This is a genomic window from Tardiphaga sp. 172_B4_N1_3, assembly GCF_052076035.1.
Taxonomy (GTDB): Bacteria; Pseudomonadota; Alphaproteobacteria; order Rhizobiales; family Xanthobacteraceae; genus Tardiphaga; species Tardiphaga robiniae.
This window is the reverse complement of record NZ_CP197238.1, coordinates 1,684,605-1,702,263: the sequence shown is the minus strand read 5'-3', so window position 1 is coordinate 1,702,263 and position 17,659 is coordinate 1,684,605. Positions and strand designations below refer to the sequence as shown.

Here is a 17,659-nt window from a genome sequence, read left to right as displayed (position 1 = left end):
CCATTGCCTACTCCATTGCATCGACCGAACGACACTGAATGTGAGCATGCATTCTGTTAAAATTGCGTCGTGGCTTCGGCTATAATTTGTGCGCCCACGGCAAGCATAGCCTCGGCGCGCGGCGCTTCGTAATGACGCGGAGTGAGCTGGCAGCAAAGCGGGGCACCATCGCATCGTGACGATGGATGCCTACCGACATCAGACGCACATGCTGCCGGTAAGGTTGATTGGTTAGGTTAAACCGGTAATTGCATTGACCGCACCTGCAGCCTTGCTCAATTGCCGGCATGATCGACGATGACGACAGCTATGAGTTGAATGACAAGGGCATCCGGGTGCTGATCGGGCTGACCGTGGAAGAGACTGCGGAATTCACCCGCCTTGACGGCACCATCGGTCACGGCCGCCCGCCTGGGATCTCGCTCGAACAATGGGCCCATGCCGAAGACCGGCGCTGGCTCGAACTCTATCAGAAACACGAAAATGCGCGGCAGCCGTTCTTGCAGACAGGCAAGACCAGGCACTGAGCGCACGGAAGCGCCATTCTCCGACACCGCAAACTAGAAGCCTAGGCAAATTAAAAGCCGCGCCAACCCGAAGGTTGACGCGGCCATGGCCGTTCTGTTGCAAGGTGGACCTACCCCGAACGGTTACGCCGCGAGGCGCACTTCGTTCATGCGAACGTTATCGTTTGCATTTAGGTTTTGACCCGATAACGGCGGTATCATGCCGAGCACAATTCACAACTTCTTCGCGGCCATCGATCCTGTTTCGCCCCCGCCTGAGCAGCCCGTGCATTTCACCATCCGGCGAAATCGACCTCACCTGGATGAGATCGCGAGCTGCTAAGGTGGAGGCGCCGGGTACTGCCCCCGGGTCTGCCCGCAGTCCATTGAGAGGTTCAGCGCCATCGTCTTGCGACGAACCAGATATAGGCGCGATCTCAGGCGAAATCTAGGCTCGGTCCGCCCTGCTTTCCGGGCGGAATGCCGCTGGCCGCTACCCCTTCTTGGCGGAACTCTTTTTTGTGGCCGTCTTTTTGGCAGCGCGCTTGGCCGCCTCTGCCTTGGCCGGCTTTTCTTTAGGTGCCTTGATCTTTGCGGGTTTGGCTTCGGCAATCGGAGCTTCGACCGGCGGCACGTCCGCAGCCTGAGGCCCTGAACCCTGCGTCTCGACCGCCAGAACCTCGACAGCCGGCTCCCCGGCAGGCTTCGCGGCAGCCACCTTCTTCGCCGCAGGCGCGGGCTTGCTCTCCGCGGGCGCGGCGGCTTTGCCGGCCTCCTTGATCAGCCGCTGCGCGGCTTCGAATTTGGCCTCGCGCATCGCACGCAAGGCGTCGGCGCGCGGTGTCGGGTTTGCCATGTTGGTCTCCGTCCTCAGAATCGTCAGGCTTTGCTTAGCACGCCCGGCGCCCGGCACCGACCGGCCCAAGGGAATCCCCGTGCCGATGATTTCAGCCCCGGACAGCCGCCCCGGCGCAATCCTCTCTTTCCCTCGGCAGGCCGCTTTGCTAAGCGCTGTCCCACGACGGAAAGGTGGCCGAGTGGTTTAAGGCAGCGGTCTTGAAAACCGCCGTGCCTGCAAGGGTACCGTGGGTTCGAATCCCACCCTTTCCGCCATTCTACGCCATGATGCGCAGAAACTCGCCAATGCGCTACGGCCTTCGCCATCAACGCCTGCCATTCGAGCGGCTAATTTGCATTAGCCGAAGCCATTAGCCGCCGGTCTGCATTTGGGCGGATCAACTGCCCGAGCGTCGCGGAATTGGTCTTATCGTTACTGGACCGGCGGCAAGGAGCGATGGCAGGGGTTCCCTATGTCGTACAAAGCCCGCATCCTGTCGTCGAATATCTTGCATGATGGAGACAATCCGCTCTCGATCGAGGCCACCACAATCGACAAGTCTTTTGCATCGTAGCCCAGCTTTTCGACCAGGATGGCGTCGTAGCCCAATCCCCGCGCTCTGCTGACGACGTCGGCCGCGCCGACAGCAAACGAATTGCTCAGCACTCTAAAGGCATCCTGCCGATCTGACAGGCCATAGCTCCACTTTGTCGGGCTATCAGCTCGATCGAACAAGAAGCCATAGCGCATTGGATAAAAATCATAGTCCGGCCGAAATGCAGCCTCTGGCCAGTTGGTGACTGGCAACTGCAATATGGCAGTCGACTCTGCGCGGTCCTTTGCAGCGAGCATATTCTTCACGCTGGCAATAAGCGCCTTAGTGTTCGGATCCGCCATCCATCCCTGCCTCGATGAGAGCGTGGAACGGACGTGCCAACTGCCGGCGAGCAGCCCTAGCACCAATAAAACTGCGGTGCCACGCGTCACCAGGAGATGTCTTTGCCAGAACCATTCAATGAGGCTGAGTGTCGCAAAGATCGCCATGAACATCAGCAGCGGCATGATGCGTGACTGGCCACGAAGAGAGGGCGATATGATTTGGTTGAACAAATATCCGAGGCCTCCGCGACTGGCGAATATCAGCCCGAAGCACATCAGCGCCGACGCGCAAACGATCCCCTTCCATCGGCGGTCACTGGGTGTATGGCCCGCAAAGGCCAGCACGACAATCGGGCTGACCAGCATCGAAACTGACAAGATGATACCCGGCCATTCGTGATGCCCCTCCCCCACCAGCGTCACGGGTCTTGTGATGTCGTACTTGCCTATATGCTCTCGCCCCCACGAGAACCAATCCAGCGTGTAGAGTGCATCGGAAATAGAAAGCCCATGCCAGAACTGCTCGACTGGGCCACGCTTAGGTGCTCCAGAAAGCGCGAGCGAAAAATTCGGACCGAGCGCTATGGCAAGCATCGCGGCTACGATGATCGCACACATCACCGCGAATGCTCCTAACGCCCGGAACTGGCATGTACGAACAGTTAGCCCGGTCAGGGCAACGCCGACCATCAACATCGAGAAGACCGCATAGTAGAAGCCGCCAGTGCAGGCGATGAGTATCCCAGCGATAAAGAATGGTTTGCGAACAAGCGCGAAGAACTCAGACTGCCGATCCATCATGGCAATGTGGATTGCGAGCGCGGCACCGAAGGCCGCCGACACGTAGATTGCCAGCATGTCATGGTTTGTCGCCCGTACTTGAAAGTAAGGCGACACAGCAAAGACGATCCCGCCAAGAGCAGCGAGCGGCGGGATGATTTTAAGGAAACGAAGACAAGCATAGGCGGAGGCGCCAAGCGCACCGATGCCGATTATGTAGAAGACCTTCGCTGCAGTGAAGACGTCGAACCCAAAACTGACGATCGCCAGCATGAGCAATCGGAGCAGCGGCTCGAACGTCGGAAAGTACGCGTTCACCTGACCGAACGGGAAGCCCGTCACGCTGCTCGACCAGAAACCCTGATGCATGATCAGTTGCTTCAGATCGGCGAGGAAGAAAGCATGGTCACCGGCCAACCAGATGATCGGCCCAGACCAAATTTTGAGCCCGCCCTGCAAAATCACGGGCGCGCCCGCTGCAACCGTGCCCCAGAATACGCCCAGCAGCTTCTTGCTTTTCATATTCTGAGGCCGCCGGTTACCGAGAATATCCGAACAGCCTAGGGTTGCACTGATGTGAAATCAACCAGGGCGGGTAGTGTGTGATTACCTCAACACCTTTTTGTTGACTGGAGCCTGCGCTCGCCCAATGCAGGCATTGCAGAGCCGTCAGGATAAGGCCCCGAGGGTCGGACAGTGCACACCCGACCGTACATCTCGGCACAGGAAAGGCCGCAAAGTCCCGGCATCCGCCGCTGGTGAAATCAAGTTAGCCGCTTCAGCACATCCCGGAGTTCGTCTTGGATTTCCGCTCTGCCTACGTAGTAGCCGAGGTGGAGCCCCGCAAAGGCACCAACTATCAAGCAAGCAAGGCACGCTGCTAATGTGATCCACATAATACAGCCCTCATGCGTTGTCAGTTCGTCCCAAGAAAATCTCTGCAGGCGGTTATTCTCCGACATCGCGCCCCTAATTCAGCAATCCAACCTCAACCTAGAGTCGAGAGCAAGGAAGATGTCACCGTTCCGGCCACCACACCGAGCGCGTGTGCCGCGCTGATCGTCGACCCGAAAAGTCGCTCGCGTGACCTGGTACCCATACCGGCAAAAGGGGACGGTCAGACGGACAGCCGCTAGGGCTTGGGCCTGCTGCAATGAAGCGCCCTACGGGGCGGTCAAGCATCCGACAGGTGATAGCGTTGGAAACGGAAAGGACTGCCGGCGGTGCCGGCAGTCCTTTCATAAGGGGATCGGGGAAAGCTTATTTGTTGCGGCCGAACATAACGGTCCGAGGCTTCAATATAAATCTTTGGAGCGACGTTTAGAGACCCTTCGCAATAGTTGAAGGTACGGGCACATGTCGAAGTTTTCTGCCGGCATGCGCATCATGCTTGCGTTACTATTCCTGCTCGTCAATGTGCGTCCATCCGTGGCCGCTCCCGACGAAGACATCCTGGGCAAGGCCAACGGCTACCAAGTCATTGTCGGTCTTCAAACGTGCTTAGCATAAAATATTTCTGTTTCGTGAGCGCGGCGTCGTCGTTGCCGCGATCGTCTTGCTATCCTGACGCATCGCCCTATGAACGGCGAGTTCGCGGGCTTAAAACCAGAAGGCTTATCGTTCCTCGCCGCAGCGTTTCTCAGATGCCCTCAGCCGACCCACCACAAATACCGTCCTCAGCCGCTTTCCAGCCGCCGCGCTGCGCGATGTGCCGGGCGCGAATGGCGTTGCTGCGAAGCGAGCCGGATCCCGGCGGCGGCGACAAGTGCACCTTCGCCTGCCCGAAATGCGAATTCGTGAAGGCCAAGATCGTCGGCGGCCCGCCCGATCTCAGCCGCCACAGGCCGCCCAAAAAAACACGACGGCCCCAGACGCGTTAGGCCGCCTGAGGGATTACCGCGGCGGCTGTGCTGCCGCCGGGAGCGGAGCGCCGCCGACCGAGATGGCACCGGCGGGACGATCGGCGGGTCGCTTGCGCGGCGCCGTGGGTGCCGGGCGCGCGGCCACTGGCGCAGCCGGAGCTGCGGCCATGGGCGCTGGCGCCGCAGCGGCTGGAGCCGGCGGGGCGAGAACGCCCCTGCCCTGCAGCGTATCGATCTTGGCGGTTAGTCCGACGACCTGGGTCGTGAGGCCCTGGATCTGATCGGACAGGCGCTTCAACTCTGTCTGCTGCGCCGTCAGCAGTTCGGTAGCAGCCTGGATCGAGCTTCCGGTCTGCTGCTGGAACGCCGCGAAATCAGTCGCGCTGACGCTGCCCTCTGCCGCGCTCGCCAACACCGGGGCGCTCTCTCTGGGACCAGTGCTTCCTGTCACTGCCTGTGCCATGTCGGTCAGTGCGTCATGGTAGTTCAGCCAGAGATATCCACCGCCGCCAGCGAGGATCAACAGCACGACGATAACTCCGAACGGGCCGAACGACCTGCGCTTGCGCAGCGGCACAGGGGGCGGCCCGACATTGATCTCGTTATTGAAAGTATCGGCCACTGGAGATCCTCACTTGCGACGTCCGATCCTGCGGCTCGGGGAGCGAGACAACCGGCGCGATTCCTTGAAGCGTATGTAAGCAAAAAATCCACTGAGGTGAACTGCTGCGACTCGGTCATCCCCCATGTCGCCTCATCATGCCCGCGCTGATACGCCTTCAGCGCCCGTTAACCCTGCGCCGGGCTGGCGTCGCCTCGCCGGCGCCGCATTGTCATCGCCGTTGCGCCGCGATCGCTCCTCGCAACCGCGTAAAATGTTGCAACGACGCATCACTGCAGCTCCGAATGAAAAGCGGACCGCGAATCTCTTTGACTGTGCGGCCCCCCGTGCCGTCTGTAGTTCGCGGGGGAATAAGGACCACCACGATGATTGAGACCGTCACTGCACTCTTCGGATTTCTCAGCGCCGGCATTCTGGCCGCTCACGCTTATGACGGTTACCGCGCCCGCTTCTAAGCGCGGGACGATTTCGCGACACCGCCGCTCAGTCATCTCGCAACTCAGCTAGTTGGTGCGCCTGCAGCCACTGCGCTGCCCTGATCGGGAGACCCGGCTTCGATGAAGCTGTCTCCGACGAAACAAGACTGAAACACGATTCTCCAGAACCGCTTTGAACGCGCCCGACGAGGGTAGCGACTGATGGGCAGGGACACAGCAAAGCGCTCGCGCGCCCACCCAATGGAGAAGATCTATGTTTCGCAAAGTAACCCTCGGACTGATCGCTGCAGCCTCGCTCGGTGCAGCCGCCCTCGCCCCCAGCGCTGCATCGGCCCATGGCTGGCATGTCGGTGGCTGGCACGGTGGATGGGGTGGCTACGGTCACCACGCCTTCTACGGCGGCCCGACCTTCTATGTCGGCGGCCTGACCGATGGCTGCCTGCAGCGCCGCGTGGTGGAAACCCGCCGTGGGCCGCGCGTCCGGACGGTCAACGTCTGCGCCTACTGATCCCACAAAGTTACGGAAAGCCCGGCCGCCCAACGGCCGGGCTTTTTGCTGCCGTACTCAGGTATTGTTCTGCTTCTGTTGCCCACCGGTGACAGCCAAGGTCAGCGTTTCCAGCTAAAGCTTGTGTCGAATTCGCTCAATATCTTCAGAGCGATGGAAGGTCCTGGATGCGAACGCTTTGGCTGGCCGCGATCATCGCAGCGTCGGGCGCGGTGAATGCCGCTGCCGCCGACCTGCAGTCGCGCGTCTGGACCAAGACGCCCGGGGCGACCGAGGCAGGTTATAGCTGGGGCGGCTGGTATGTCGGCGGCAACGCCGGCGGTTCCTGGGGCCAGAGCAACGTCTCCAATGCTTTCGTCAATGGCACCGCGCCGATCGCAAACCAGCAGGCGATTGCGGCTGCCTCGCCGCGGCTCAATCCCGATGGCTTCACTGGCGGCGGTCAGGTCGGCTACAATCATCAGGTGGACCGCTGGTTGTTTGGCGTCGAGGCCGACGCGAACTATTTCGGCCTGAAGCAGTCGCGCGGTTTCACCGCGCCCTTCCCGGCTGGCGGTTCGTTCACCACCACAAATTCCGTAACGAGTGATTGGCTGGTCACGCTGCGCCCGCGCGTCGGCTACACGGTCGATCGTACGCTTTTCTACGCAACTGGCGGCCTCGCGCTCACCGAGTTGAATTTCGCCTCCTCGCTAACCGACACGACTGGCCAGAACGAAACCGCGTCACTGTCAAAGACCGTGGCAGGTTGGACCATCGGCGCCGGCATCGAACACGCGTTCACCAAAAACTGGTCGGCGAAGGTCGAATATCTCCATACCGATTTCGGCAAGCAATCGGTCTCGGCTCCGACCTTCACGGGACCAGGCGCTGCAACCGGTATCATCGCCCATGATATCGACCTGAAGACCAATACGGTACGCGGCGGACTGAACTATCATTTCGGCGGCCCGTCGGTCGCGCGCTACTGATCGCTGCAGAGATCTCCAAACAAAAGGCCCTCGCTAGCGAGGGCCTTTTGTTTGGAGATGCATGCGCCGGTCAGCCGGTCATCGCCAAAACGCGGCTTTCGACCGGATACGGCTCCACAGTGATCGTCCAGCGCAGTGGCCAGCAGGTCAGATCCGGACGAACGGCGTGAACATAGCCGTTGACGAAAACGCTGTCGGCATCGTCGCTGAATCGCTCGTCGATCAACTCGCCATGGAGATGCGCCATCCGGCAACGGCGCATCTGCGCGTACTTCGTCGTTTCGTATTTGGCCAAATCGGGCCTCCCCAACGTCGCAATGTCCCCATCGGGAACTCTGGGCGACTCGCGGTTAACAAAGCCTCAAGCGGATCCGCGACGGTATCGGGCTGGAGTGCGCGTATTAAAAATGCGCAAAGCCCCCGACTTTCGTCGATTCGATTCACGGCTGCTTCAAGAATGCAGAACAGTGTGGCGCCAATATTATTGGAGCGTCCCATGTTCATGATCGCGAGCATTCTGACGGTCGCTGCCGGTGTCTTTTACGCAGCGAGTATCAACAACAGCGGATGGGCGATGCAGGTGTGCCGCTATGGCGACATATTCTGCATGAACCCGTCATGGCTTGTCATCGCCGCCGTCCTGTCCATCATCTGGGCATTCTTTTTGCGCGTCGATCGACTGTAGTCGTTCGATCAGCAGACGACCTGGTCCGCAACGAGTTCAGCGGGCTTGAGGTGTTGCCGGCGTGGCGCCAAACGCAGCGATTTCGACGCGGCACAATGTGGACAGCCAAAGGTGCGAATTTCACCGCCCTCGTCGTCCGTCTCGATCTTGATCAGATAAACTTGGGTCCTGCAGCCCGAACATTTCAGATGTTCGGTTCGAATGTTATCGTTCAGATGAACTCTGCGGGTGCCGGACATCTGCAGTCTCCGAAAACCGATGACAGCCTGCCCAGACTATCGCGTTTTCACGCATGCCGAGCGCCGAAATAGACAACCTGTAATTGCTTAAAAGAAGTTCTGCGCCCTTAAGGAATCGCCGCCGTATTGAGCTACCTTGTTCCGGCAGGATTATCCAGATTGCGGGTTCCACGCGATACGTCTTTTCACGCAGTTTAGAGTATATCTAAATTCTTCGATTGCGGTTCATCATCACACAACTATAGATGTTGATGGATCGATCTGCTCGACGACCCTGGAATGTCGCAATGCACAAGCGATATCAGCCGCTCAATATCCCCATCGAGATCGTTCGCACCGTGGTGGCGATCGCGGAAACCGGCAGCCTGACCAAGGCCGCCGAACGGCTGGGCCTGAGCCAACCCGCCGTCAGTTCCCAGATCAAGCGCATTCAGACCATGGTGGGAGGCAACCTCTTCACCAAAACGGTCAACGGCACGACGGCTACCCAGCTCGGCAAGCTGGTGCTGCATCAGGCCAGACGGATTCTGGAAGCCAACGACCAGATGTTACGGATTGGCGGCGTGGCCAATCTTCCGCAGCCTATCCGGTTTGGATTGAGCACACTGTTCGTGCAGGATTTCTTCAGCCATCAGACCTCCCAAAGCCTGGCCGATCTGGTCATTCACACTGACAACTCGGTGGGCATCACCAAAGGCCTGATCGACGGCTATATCGATATCGCGTACATTCTCGAAAATCCGGAAATGAGCAGCGAGATATCGCACCTGATCGTCAACGAAGCCGATGAGGAGTTCGTGTGGGTGCGCGCAAAGGACTTCGTCCTCAGTCCGGGCGCACCGATCCCGATTCTGACCTGGCCGGGCGACGATCTGATGATCCGGACGCTGACGCGCCACGGCCTGTCCTACAAGATCGTATTCAACAGTCCCGATTATCACGCCAAGCTGGCAGCTGTTGAAAGCGGCATCGGCTTCACCGCGATTCCGAAGCGGATGATCCCGCCTGCACTTGTCTGGGCGCAGGAATATTACCTGCCGCACCTGCCGCCCGTCAAAGCGTTGCTGTGTGCGCGCTCGAACCTGGAAACAATGCAGAGCACAGAATTGCTCAACGCGATCTCGTCACGCTTTTTCAAATCGCCGGCCATGTTGAACCTGTAGCTCAGCCATGATCTTGAGCCCGGCCGTAGTCCCCATCGGCAGTCAGCGTGGCACGAGATAATGTTCGTCCCATTCGCTACGCGGCACCTCGGTGCCAAGCTGATAGGCAAAGGATTTGACGTCGAGCCCGTCAGGCGTGGTCTCGCAGACATAGGACAGCCTGTACCACTTGCCCCCGCTGCGGATGGCACCGCCCGGTGCTTTGATCTGGTTGCCTCGAATGACCGGATCGGCAAATGCGTAGGCCACGAACTCGTCCGGCTTGTATCCCTTGTGCTCACGGCCCACGGAGCCCATTGCACGCGCATCGCAACGCTGCTCCAGACGGGTTTCCGGCGACAGCTTGAGCATCTGATCGGTCCGGGACGACGCTGCATGTAGGGGAGATTGGGCAGCGATGCCGATAAAGGCAACAACTGCGAACACTAGTTTTCTCATTGCCTTAGGCCAATTACCTTATTTGACTTGCGAGGATTTTGTGGCGCGAACCTACCATGTTCGCACATGCAAAAAACCCCGCTCGTGTTACCGGCGGGGTTTCAAATTCGGGACCGTCAGCCGATCCGTTTGAATGTCAGCAACTGATGAAATTCCGAGGGCGAGAACCGGCGGCCGCCGAGACCGGAGATACTGACCCGCCAACCCGCATCATTGAGCGTCCGGGCCTGCGCGACGGCGACGTCCGGAATGATCCGGTGCGTCACCATGCTCTGATCATTGCGCGTCGCGTGGATGGTGAAGATATCGCCCCGCCGTGAAGCCGCAGGGATATCGGCTGCTTCAAGATCACTGTCAGAGAACACGGTCGCCAACGCCAGCCTCCATCATCAGTCAAAGCCCGATGTGATTGTGCAGCGCACGTGGTTAACTAATTATTACAGCAACGCGCGCGCCGTCAGGATTTGAAGACACCCGTGATCTTGTTCCAGAGCGATGAGCCGTCGTCGTTATCGTGTTTCGACCGGTCCGGCTGCGTCACACTCACAGGATCCGAAGCCGGGAAACTGTCCTTCAGGCCGGTCTTGAGTTCCTCAGACGTTTTGCGATCAGCACGCGCTGCCTCCTTCACGCCAACAGCGTATTTGTCGTGGGGTGCGGGATCGAATTTCTCAGCCATGATCGTCTCCTTCATCTGATGAAGGAAAAACGTCCCCGTGGCCAAGAGGTTCCTCTCTGCGGCGATTAGTCGAGACCGCGCTCGCGGCTGAGGCCGACCATCTCCTGGATGAACAGCGCCTTCTGCTTGTCATCCAGCGTAGCGAATAGCGGCTCCGCGGCATCGGCAACGGCGCGCTGATCGACGGCCCGGTCGTTGAGGAACTGAGCCTCGTTGCGCATCTGCTCGATGATGTCATCCGGCGGATCGCGCTTGGCGCGGGCGATACGCAGTTTCAGACGCTCCGCGCCGTTATTGCCGAGCGTATGCATGGCGTTGCTAAAACCGGCCCAGTTCTTTTCCTGCTCCGGCGTCAGGTTGAGCGACGTCTTGATACGGCTAGTGTTGGCGTCGCTACTCGCGACGATCTGCTCGGCGGTGAGTTCCGGCTCCGCCGCGGGTTGAGCGCCCTTCTTGCCCTTCTTGGCGGCCTTGGTTTGTTTGGCGCTCGACTGCCCGCCCACGGGACCGCGAACATTGCTGTTCGAGGGCACGCCCAGTACGCCGCCGACAACGCCCACGACGCCGCCGATCGCTCCGCCGAGAACGCCCCCGATCGGCCCAGCCGCACGATTGCCGTCTCTTGCGCCCTGCTGCACGCCCTGCACCAGTCCCTGCGCGTGGACCGCTGCGGAATTTCCGAGCAGCATAACGGCGGCGACGCACAGCACATGGCGCAATGGTCGATGCGTGCGCTTGGGCAAATTCATTCTGGTCATCATCGTCTCCTCACCGCAATTTCGCGGCGCAGCAAATCACTTGTGATCATCAGCGACCATAGTGGCTTCAACACGGCCAAGTCCACACGCCACGTCTCCGCCAATGGTAGACCTCATCGAGCCAAGCCTGTTAGATAACGCCCGCGCGGCCATTGGCAGGTGCGCAACAACGTAGAATGCTTCAAGGGGTGGAAATGGCGACCAACAAGAAGAAACTTCTGATCACCGAGTCGATGTCGACCCAGGGAATGGACCTGTTCAATGCACGCGATGACATCGAAGTGGTCAAGTTCAGCAATCTGATTTCCGCTGCCGACTACATCAAGCTGATTGAGCAACACGCACCGGTGCACGGCACCGCGCTCGGCGCCACGCGGTTCGGCGAGTCCGAACTCGAAGCCTGCAAGGACATGAAGGTGGTGGCGCGCATCGGCGTCGGCTACGACGCGGTCGATGTGCCGGCGCTGTCCAAGCGCAAGGTGCCGCTGATGATTGCTGGCACAGCCAACTCGCCTTCGGTTGCGGAACAGGCGCTGTTCATGATGTTGACGCTCGCCAAGCGCGCAGTCGAGCTGCACGCCATGGTCAAGGAAGGCAAATGGGCGTCGCGCTTCGGAGCGCTACCATTCGACCTGTTCGGCAAGACTGTGCTGGTGGTCGGCTTCGGCCGCATCGGCACCCGCACCGCCAAGCGCTGCCAGGCGATGGAAATGAACGTGCTGGTCTATGACCCCTATGTCTCAGCCGATACAATCAAGGCTGCCGGCTGCGAGCCTATCAGCGATCTCGACGCGGCCCTGCCCCGTGCGGACTTTGTCAGCCTGCATTGCCCGAAGACTCCGGAGACGACTGGCCTGTTCAACGCTGCACGGATCGCCCGCATGAAGCCGTCGGCCTATCTCATCAACACCGCGCGTGGCGGCATCATCGTCGAGGCCGCGCTGCATGACGCGCTGGTCTCGGGCAAGCTCGCCGGTGCCGGCCTCGACGTGTTCGAGGCCGAACCGCCGCCGCTCGGTCATGCGCTGTTCGAACTGCCGAACGTGATCATCGCGCCGCATGTCGCCGGCGTGACGCGTGAAGCACTCGACCGCATGGGCGCGCAAACCGCGCGCAACATGCTCAGCGTGCTCGACGGCGAGCCGATCAAGCAAAATGCCGTCAACGCGGACGTGTTCGGCTGAACCGTCGATTGCTGGCGCGGATGATTGATCCGCGCTAGCACTGCCGCAGTCCTCACCAGAGTACCCCGCGATGGCATTCAAGGAATACGGCGATCACGACGCGCTCGGCCTTGCCGGGCTGGTGCGCAGCAAGCAGGTCAGCCCGCGCGAACTGCTCGATGAGGCGGTGGCGCGCACCGAGCGCGTCAATCCCCGGATCAACGCTGTCGTGGTGCGCCATGAGGACTATGCGCAGCGCCAGATCGACGAGGGGTTGCCCGACGGGCCGTTCACCGGCGTGCCATTCCTGCTGAAGGATCTCGAACTCCTCGACGGCACGCGCACGACCTTCGGGGCCAGCCTCTACAAGGACTTCGTCGCCGATCACACCGGCACCCTCGCCCAGCGCTTCCTCAAGGCCGGCCTGACGATATTCGGCAAGAGCGCGAGCCCCGAATTCGGGCTGATGCCGACGACCGAATGCCGGCTGCACGGGCCGACGCGCAATCCGTGGAATACCGATCATGCATCGGGCGGCTCGTCCGGGGGCGCAGCCGCTGCCGTCGCTGCGCGGATCCTGCCGGTCGCCCATGCCAGCGACGGCGGAGGTTCGATCCGTATTCCAGCCTCGGCCTGCGGCGTGTTCGGTCTGAAGCCGACCCGCGCTCGCAATCCGACGGGTCCTGACAAAGCCGAAGGCTGGGGTGGCTTTTCCTGCGGCCACGTCGTCAGCATCAGCGTGCGCGACAGCGCCGCGATGCTCGATGCTGTTCACGGACCCGAACTGACCAGCCCCTATATGGCGCCCGCACCGGAACGTCCCTTCCTCGATGAAGTCAGTCGTGGTCCCGGCAGGCTGCGCATCTTCTTCACCGACAAGTCGCCCTATGGCGATGCGATCGATCCAGAAGTCGCCGCTGCCGTCCGCGATGTCGCCAGATTACTCGAAGCACAGGGGCATCATGTCGAAGAACGCGCGCCGGTGTTGCCGCTGGACCCTGCGCAAGTGATTGCGGCGATCGTGTCGGCCAATACGGCGGTGACCGTGCAGTTCGCGGAGAAGAAGTTCGGCCGCCCGATGACCTCGGATGATTTCGAGAAACTCACACTCGGCAGCGCACACAATGCCCGCAAGGCAAGCGCAGTCGACTACGTGACAGCACTGCAGAACGCATTCCAGATCTCCCGCAGCGTCACCGAATTCTTTGTGGGCTGCGATATCTTCCTGTCGCCGACGCTCTGCACGCCGCCGATCAGGATCGGTGAGATCGACACGATGTCAGACGATCTCAGCCATGTCGCGCCTTTGCTGCGCCGCTACATGCCAGGCACCAGTATGGCCAACATGACCGGCCAGCCGTCCATGTCGGTGCCCCTGGCCTGGAGCAGCAAAGGCCTGCCGATCGGTATGATGTTCACGGCGCATTTCGGCGACGAGGCCATGCTGTTCCGTCTGGCCGGGCAACTCGAGCAGATCCGGCCCTGGAAAGACAGGCGTCCGCCGATCTCTGCCTAAAAACAGCCACAGCGATTACCAAAATGAAACCACAGCCGATTAGATTATCGGCGGTATGTGGACGTTGCGTAATTACGGGGAGGCGCATTTCAATGACCCAGAACGATCCGACCGATCACGCCCTCGCGGCCATTGCGAGCATTCTCGACCGCAAGGAAGCGGAATCGCAAGTGGCCGAACACGGCGACGCCGAGCCCGCTTCGATTACCGTCGTCACTGAAACCGTGGTCACCGAGACTGTATCTCTCATGGTCGCCGCCGAGCCCGAAGCGCCGCTCGTCGAACACGAGTCGCCCTCCACGGTTCCAGAGGCCCTCGAGGTCGATGGTTACTCTCGTCTCGGTCCGGGTCCGCTCGATGCCATCCGCTTTCGCTGGACCGCACGCCGCGACGACGACGGCCAGTATTTCGTCGATGAAACCATCGGCAGTTCACGGCCGATTTCGTCAGGCCCGATGCCGCGTGACGAAATCATCGATTTCATCGATGGGCGCGAGCGCGCCGCTCGCAGTCGTTTCGAGACGCTGAAGAGCCAAATGACCGTGGGCAGCAGCGCCTCGCGTTACAGCGACTACTGACGAAAGCCAGGCTTCAGGCGACGCCGCCGTCCAGTGGCGGCGTTAGCGCCTGTCACGCTGCCTCAAACAGCATATGTCCGGCGCATGATTGAACCACTTCTTCAGTCGGCGCCACACACCAAAGCAATTGCAATTCCCCATGAGTGACGCGGATCAAGCGTTCGGGCGCATCCGCGGCTCGGTTCAGGGTCAGGATTTCAACCGCTTTGGAGGACACATGAAGCCGCTCTTCGCCCTCGCCGCCATCCTGCTGACCAGCACCGCCGCTCAGGCTGGCGACAGCTACTCGTTCGACATCGGTGGCCGCACCATTACCATCGAAGCGCCAAGCGACTGCAATTCGACGGACTGCATCTCGGTTTCCATTCCCGGCGTCTACGAATATGGCACCAAGCGCAGCAAGCGCGAGCGTGACCGCGAGACGCGCGAGCAGGCCCCCAACACTCCGCGATCCGAACAGACGGCCAAGCCTGTGGAGACGCAGAAGCCCGTTGTCGCCCCAAAGGAGGCGGCAGCTCCGGCGACACCTGTCACGCCATCCGTCGCGGTGGTCCCGCAGCCTGCCCCGGCTCCCGCGCCTGCCGAGAAATCTGCGCCCCCTACGGTCATCGCCAACGCACCGCCCACAGATCCAGTCAACAAGCAGGATGCGCCCGCACCGGTTACGTCTGCCGCCGCGGCAACGCCGCTCGGCATCTGGATGACCGAGAAGAAGGAAGGCAAGGTTCGCATCGAACAATGCGGCGCCAATCTGTGCGGCTATTCGATGAATGCCAAGACCGAGGCCAATGGGGAGAAGGTGCTGATCAACATGAAGCCCGGCAACAACAAATGGGCGGGAAAGATCTTCGATCCGAACAGCGGCAGCACCTACGAATCGACCATCGCCCTGAAGGGCAGTGACACGCTGCGTGTTCAGGGCTGTGCCTTCGGTGGCATGTTCTGCGGCGGACAGACCTGGACGCGGGTGAACTGATCCCAGCAGACGCGCTCGTCGATTGAAAGGTCCGACATCCCCTGTAAGCTGATCGTAACGCGGTGCGCCCCTGAACGGTGAGCTCCGCGATACAAACGGGGGAGACGTCATGATCCGGATCATCGCCGCCTGGCTGGCGGCCTGTCTGCTGCTTGCCGCGCCCTTGCAGGCACAGACGCCGACCCCTGCGCCCTCACCGTCCCGCCTCGACGATATCATTGCCCGGGGGACGCTGCGTATTGGATTGACCGGCGACTACATGCCGTTCAGCGCGTTCGATCCTGTCACGACATCGTTCAAGGGCTTCGACGTCGAGATGGCGGAGGCGCTCGGAAAAGCACTCGGCGTCAAGGTCGACTATGTGAAGACCAGCTGGCCAAAACTGTCAGCGGACTTTGCGGCAGACCAGTTCGATGTGGTGATGGGCGGCGTGTCGATCACCCTGGACCGGCAGAAGAAGGGCATGTTCTCGATACCCATCATGCGCGAGGGCAAGACGCCGATCGCGCGCTGCGCCGATGCAGGGAAATTCGGCACGCTCGCGGAGATAGATCGGCCAGGTATCAAGGTGATCGTGAATCCAGGCGGCACCAATGAGCGCTTTGCACGGACGCATATCAAATCAGCCGAGATCACCGTCTTCAACGACAATACCCGCATCTTCGACGAGATCGCACAGGGCCGTGCTGACCTGATGATGACCGATGCGTCAGAGACCCGCTATCAGCAGAAGCTGCATCACGGTGTACTCTGCGCCGTGCATCCCGACACGCCGTTCGATTTCGCCGAGAAGGCCTATTGGCTGCAGCGCGATGTGGCGCTGAAGGCCTTCGTCGATCAGTGGCTGCACATCATGCAGGAAGACGGCAGTTTCCGTGCGACCGTCAACCGCTGGTTCGAGTGACCGGAGGCAATCGGCGCGCCGGACGCAAAGCCGGCGCACGCGATGTGACGGCACTATCCATTACGGAACGCGTAGCCATATCCATTCAGCGCCGGCGCGCCGCCGAGATGTGCATAGAGCACCTTGGATCCTTCAGGGAAGTACCCCTTCTGCACGAGGTCGATCATCCCCTGCATCGATTTCCCCTCATAGACAGGGTCGGTGATCATCCCCTCGAGGCGCGCGCAGAGACGGATGGCGTCCTTGGTTTCTTCCGATGGCACGCCATAGACGGGATAGGCGTAGTCCTCGATCAGCACCACATCATCCGCGACCAAGTCTTTGCCGAGCTTGACGAGCTTGGCCGTGTCCTGCGCGATCTGCAGAACCTGCGCCTTGGTCTGGACCGGCGTGAAAGAGGCGTCGATACCAATGACCCTGCGCTGGCGGTCGTCCTTCGCAAAGCCCACCAGCATGCCGGCATGGGTCGAGCCGGTCACGGTGCAGACGACAATGTAATCGAACGCAAAGCCGAGCTCCTTCTCCTGCGCCCGGACTTCTTCGGCAAAGCCGACATAGCCGAGACCGCCGAATTTGTGCACGGAGGCACCGGCCGGAATGGCGTAGGGTTTGCCGCCCTTGGCCTTCACATCTTCGATCGCCTCTTCCCAGCTATGGCGGATGCCGATGTCAAAGCCTTCGTCGACGAGCTGCACATCCGCGCCCATGATCCGGCTGAGCATGATATTGCCGACACGGTCGTAGACGGCGTCCTCATGCGGCACCCAGCTCTCCTGCACCAGCCGGCACTTCATGCCGATCTTGGCTGCAACGGCCGCAACCATGCGTGTATGATTGGACTGTACGCCGCCGATCGATACCAGCGTATCGGCGTTCGACGCGATGGCATCGGGGATAATGTATTCGAGCTTGCGCAGCTTGTTGCCGCCATAGGCTAGCCCGGAATTGCAGTCCTCGCGCTTGGCGTAGAGTTCGACCTTACCGCCGAGATGGGCCGAGAGCTTCTCCAGCTTCTCGATATAGGTGGGTCCAAAGGTGAGCGGATAGCGTTCGAAGCCTTCGAGCATGTGACACCTGTTGTCGTGAAAACTGGTGGTACAGCTAGCATTTCCGGTGCGGAAGGTGCTTTCAAAGATATGGCTGTGCTCTGTTATGTA

21 protein-coding genes, 1 tRNA gene and 1 other RNA gene are annotated in these 17,659 nt (G+C 60.5%); 12 read left to right on the top strand and 11 right to left on the bottom strand.

Annotation, left to right across the window (positions count from 1 at the left end):
• Nucleotides 1-287: 287 nt before the first annotated feature.
• Complete coding sequence (locus AB7783_RS07820) at nt 288-527, top strand: hypothetical protein (protein ID WP_441277312.1); 240 nt, start codon at nt 288-290, stop codon at nt 525-527.
• An 81-nt stretch (nt 528-608) separates the two neighbouring features.
• Here the strand turns inward: AB7783_RS07820 and ssrA are convergent.
• Together ssrA and AB7783_RS07810 are read right to left on the bottom strand one after the other, a co-directional pair.
• Nucleotides 609-961, bottom strand: a transfer-messenger RNA (tmRNA) gene (gene ssrA, locus AB7783_RS07815).
• A gap of 38 nt (nt 962-999) precedes the next feature.
• Nucleotides 1,000-1,362, bottom strand: a complete 363-nt coding sequence (locus AB7783_RS07810; protein WP_441277311.1) for a hypothetical protein — start codon at nt 1,360-1,362, stop codon at nt 1,000-1,002.
• Between the two features lie 167 nt (nt 1,363-1,529).
• Between AB7783_RS07810 and AB7783_RS07805 the strand changes: the two genes are divergently transcribed.
• Nucleotides 1,530-1,619 (top strand) — tRNA-Ser (locus AB7783_RS07805).
• Between the two features lie 157 nt (nt 1,620-1,776).
• Here AB7783_RS07805 and AB7783_RS07800 read toward each other — a convergent pair.
• On the bottom strand, nt 1,777-3,525 hold the full coding sequence (locus AB7783_RS07800; RefSeq protein ID WP_441277310.1) for a hypothetical protein: 1,749 nt from the start codon (nt 3,523-3,525) through the stop codon (nt 1,777-1,779).
• A gap of 834 nt (nt 3,526-4,359) precedes the next feature.
• Here AB7783_RS07800 and AB7783_RS07795 point away from each other — a divergent pair.
• Entirely contained in the window at nt 4,360-4,512 is a 153-nt protein-coding gene (locus AB7783_RS07795) for a hypothetical protein (RefSeq protein WP_441277309.1), read from the top strand.
• Between the two features lie 384 nt (nt 4,513-4,896).
• Here the strand turns inward: AB7783_RS07795 and AB7783_RS07790 are convergent, their stop codons facing one another.
• Entirely contained in the window at nt 4,897-5,487 is a 591-nt protein-coding gene (locus AB7783_RS07790; protein WP_441277308.1) for a hypothetical protein, read from the bottom strand.
• 690 nt (nt 5,488-6,177) lie between these two features.
• On the opposite strand from AB7783_RS07790, the gene AB7783_RS07785 reads away from it, so the two are divergent.
• Together AB7783_RS07785 and AB7783_RS07780 are read left to right on the top strand one after the other, a co-directional pair.
• Entirely contained in the window at nt 6,178-6,432 is a 255-nt protein-coding gene (locus AB7783_RS07785) for a hypothetical protein (RefSeq protein ID WP_175369082.1), read from the top strand.
• A gap of 167 nt (nt 6,433-6,599) precedes the next feature.
• Nucleotides 6,600-7,403 carry an outer membrane protein gene (locus AB7783_RS07780; RefSeq protein WP_184516512.1) on the top strand — a complete coding sequence of 268 codons (804 nt, stop codon included), beginning with the start codon at nt 6,600-6,602 and terminating at the stop codon, nt 7,401-7,403.
• 70 nt (nt 7,404-7,473) lie between these two features.
• Here AB7783_RS07780 and AB7783_RS07775 read toward each other — a convergent pair whose 3' ends face one another.
• Nucleotides 7,474-7,698 (bottom strand): hypothetical protein, encoded by a 225-nt coding sequence (locus tag AB7783_RS07775; protein ID WP_068731744.1) that lies wholly within the window; start codon nt 7,696-7,698, stop codon nt 7,474-7,476.
• A 201-nt stretch (nt 7,699-7,899) separates the two neighbouring features.
• Between AB7783_RS07775 and AB7783_RS07770 the strand changes: the two genes are divergently transcribed.
• The gene (locus AB7783_RS07770; RefSeq protein ID WP_089264349.1) at nt 7,900-8,088 is read left to right on the top strand and encodes a hypothetical protein; all 189 of its coding nucleotides are present in this window, start codon (nt 7,900-7,902) and stop codon (nt 8,086-8,088) included.
• A gap of 8 nt (nt 8,089-8,096) precedes the next feature.
• On the opposite strand, the gene AB7783_RS07765 is transcribed toward AB7783_RS07770, so the two are convergent.
• Complete coding sequence (locus AB7783_RS07765; RefSeq protein WP_089264350.1) at nt 8,097-8,327, bottom strand: hypothetical protein; 231 nt, start codon at nt 8,325-8,327, stop codon at nt 8,097-8,099.
• Nucleotides 8,328-8,614: 287 nt separating this feature from the next.
• Between AB7783_RS07765 and AB7783_RS07760 the strand changes: the two genes are divergently transcribed.
• Nucleotides 8,615-9,490, top strand: coding sequence for a LysR family transcriptional regulator (locus AB7783_RS07760; protein ID WP_439077122.1), 876 nt, complete (start codon nt 8,615-8,617; stop codon nt 9,488-9,490).
• Between the two features lie 42 nt (nt 9,491-9,532).
• Here the strand turns inward: AB7783_RS07760 and AB7783_RS07755 are convergent, their stop codons facing one another.
• The 4 genes from AB7783_RS07755 to AB7783_RS07740 all read right to left on the bottom strand — a co-directional run bounded on the left by AB7783_RS07755 (nt 9,533) and on the right by AB7783_RS07740 (nt 11,356).
• Nucleotides 9,533-9,916, bottom strand: coding sequence for a DUF930 domain-containing protein (locus tag AB7783_RS07755; protein ID WP_244628510.1), 384 nt, complete (start codon nt 9,914-9,916; stop codon nt 9,533-9,535).
• A 128-nt stretch (nt 9,917-10,044) separates the two neighbouring features.
• Nucleotides 10,045-10,302 (bottom strand): hypothetical protein, encoded by a 258-nt coding sequence (locus AB7783_RS07750; RefSeq protein ID WP_089264353.1) that lies wholly within the window; start codon nt 10,300-10,302, stop codon nt 10,045-10,047.
• An 83-nt stretch (nt 10,303-10,385) separates the two neighbouring features.
• On the bottom strand, nt 10,386-10,607 hold the full coding sequence (locus AB7783_RS07745) for a hypothetical protein (protein WP_089264703.1): 222 nt from the start codon (nt 10,605-10,607) through the stop codon (nt 10,386-10,388).
• 65 nt (nt 10,608-10,672) lie between these two features.
• On the bottom strand, nt 10,673-11,356 hold the full coding sequence (locus AB7783_RS07740; RefSeq protein ID WP_184519486.1) for a Spy/CpxP family protein refolding chaperone: 684 nt from the start codon (nt 11,354-11,356) through the stop codon (nt 10,673-10,675).
• A gap of 203 nt (nt 11,357-11,559) precedes the next feature.
• Here AB7783_RS07740 and AB7783_RS07735 point away from each other — a divergent pair, with 203 nt between their 5' ends.
• The 5 genes from AB7783_RS07735 to AB7783_RS07715 all read left to right on the top strand — a co-directional run bounded on the left by AB7783_RS07735 (nt 11,560) and on the right by AB7783_RS07715 (nt 16,502).
• On the top strand, nt 11,560-12,549 hold the full coding sequence (locus AB7783_RS07735) for a hydroxyacid dehydrogenase (RefSeq protein ID WP_441277307.1): 990 nt from the start codon (nt 11,560-11,562) through the stop codon (nt 12,547-12,549).
• Nucleotides 12,550-12,619: 70 nt separating this feature from the next.
• Entirely contained in the window at nt 12,620-14,044 is a 1,425-nt protein-coding gene (locus AB7783_RS07730) for an amidase (protein ID WP_441277306.1), read from the top strand.
• 92 nt (nt 14,045-14,136) lie between these two features.
• Nucleotides 14,137-14,622, top strand: a complete 486-nt coding sequence (locus AB7783_RS07725) for a hypothetical protein (protein WP_441277305.1) — start codon at nt 14,137-14,139, stop codon at nt 14,620-14,622.
• 217 nt (nt 14,623-14,839) lie between these two features.
• Entirely contained in the window at nt 14,840-15,598 is a 759-nt protein-coding gene (locus AB7783_RS07720) for a DUF2147 domain-containing protein (RefSeq protein WP_089264358.1), read from the top strand.
• 109 nt (nt 15,599-15,707) lie between these two features.
• Entirely contained in the window at nt 15,708-16,502 is a 795-nt protein-coding gene (locus AB7783_RS07715) for a transporter substrate-binding domain-containing protein (RefSeq protein ID WP_439083466.1), read from the top strand.
• A gap of 53 nt (nt 16,503-16,555) precedes the next feature.
• On the opposite strand, the gene AB7783_RS07710 is transcribed toward AB7783_RS07715, so the two are convergent.
• On the bottom strand, nt 16,556-17,569 hold the full coding sequence (locus AB7783_RS07710) for a 1-aminocyclopropane-1-carboxylate deaminase (RefSeq protein ID WP_441277304.1): 1,014 nt from the start codon (nt 17,567-17,569) through the stop codon (nt 16,556-16,558).
• Nucleotides 17,570-17,659: the final 90 nt, after the last annotated feature.

Coding starts and splice junctions, on each gene's coding strand:
- AB7783_RS07820 (WP_441277312.1), top strand. CDS start 288: ATGATCGACGATGACGACAGCTATGAGTTGAATGACAAGGGCATCCGG.
- AB7783_RS07810 (WP_441277311.1), bottom strand. CDS start 1,362: ATGGCAAACCCGACACCGCGCGCCGACGCCTTGCGTGCGATGCGCGAG.
- AB7783_RS07800 (WP_441277310.1), bottom strand. CDS start 3,525: ATGAAAAGCAAGAAGCTGCTGGGCGTATTCTGGGGCACGGTTGCAGCG.
- AB7783_RS07795 (WP_441277309.1), top strand. CDS start 4,360: ATGTCGAAGTTTTCTGCCGGCATGCGCATCATGCTTGCGTTACTATTC.
- AB7783_RS07785 (WP_175369082.1), top strand. CDS start 6,178: ATGTTTCGCAAAGTAACCCTCGGACTGATCGCTGCAGCCTCGCTCGGT.
- AB7783_RS07780 (WP_184516512.1), top strand. CDS start 6,600: ATGCGAACGCTTTGGCTGGCCGCGATCATCGCAGCGTCGGGCGCGGTG.
- AB7783_RS07770 (WP_089264349.1), top strand. CDS start 7,900: ATGTTCATGATCGCGAGCATTCTGACGGTCGCTGCCGGTGTCTTTTAC.
- AB7783_RS07765 (WP_089264350.1), bottom strand. CDS start 8,327: ATGTCCGGCACCCGCAGAGTTCATCTGAACGATAACATTCGAACCGAA.
- AB7783_RS07760 (WP_439077122.1), top strand. CDS start 8,615: ATGCACAAGCGATATCAGCCGCTCAATATCCCCATCGAGATCGTTCGC.
- AB7783_RS07745 (WP_089264703.1), bottom strand. CDS start 10,607: ATGGCTGAGAAATTCGATCCCGCACCCCACGACAAATACGCTGTTGGC.
- AB7783_RS07740 (WP_184519486.1), bottom strand. CDS start 11,356: ATGAATTTGCCCAAGCGCACGCATCGACCATTGCGCCATGTGCTGTGC.
- AB7783_RS07735 (WP_441277307.1), top strand. CDS start 11,560: ATGGCGACCAACAAGAAGAAACTTCTGATCACCGAGTCGATGTCGACC.
- AB7783_RS07730 (WP_441277306.1), top strand. CDS start 12,620: ATGGCATTCAAGGAATACGGCGATCACGACGCGCTCGGCCTTGCCGGG.
- AB7783_RS07725 (WP_441277305.1), top strand. CDS start 14,137: ATGACCCAGAACGATCCGACCGATCACGCCCTCGCGGCCATTGCGAGC.
- AB7783_RS07720 (WP_089264358.1), top strand. CDS start 14,840: ATGAAGCCGCTCTTCGCCCTCGCCGCCATCCTGCTGACCAGCACCGCC.
- AB7783_RS07715 (WP_439083466.1), top strand. CDS start 15,708: ATGATCCGGATCATCGCCGCCTGGCTGGCGGCCTGTCTGCTGCTTGCC.
- AB7783_RS07710 (WP_441277304.1), bottom strand. CDS start 17,569: ATGCTCGAAGGCTTCGAACGCTATCCGCTCACCTTTGGACCCACCTAT.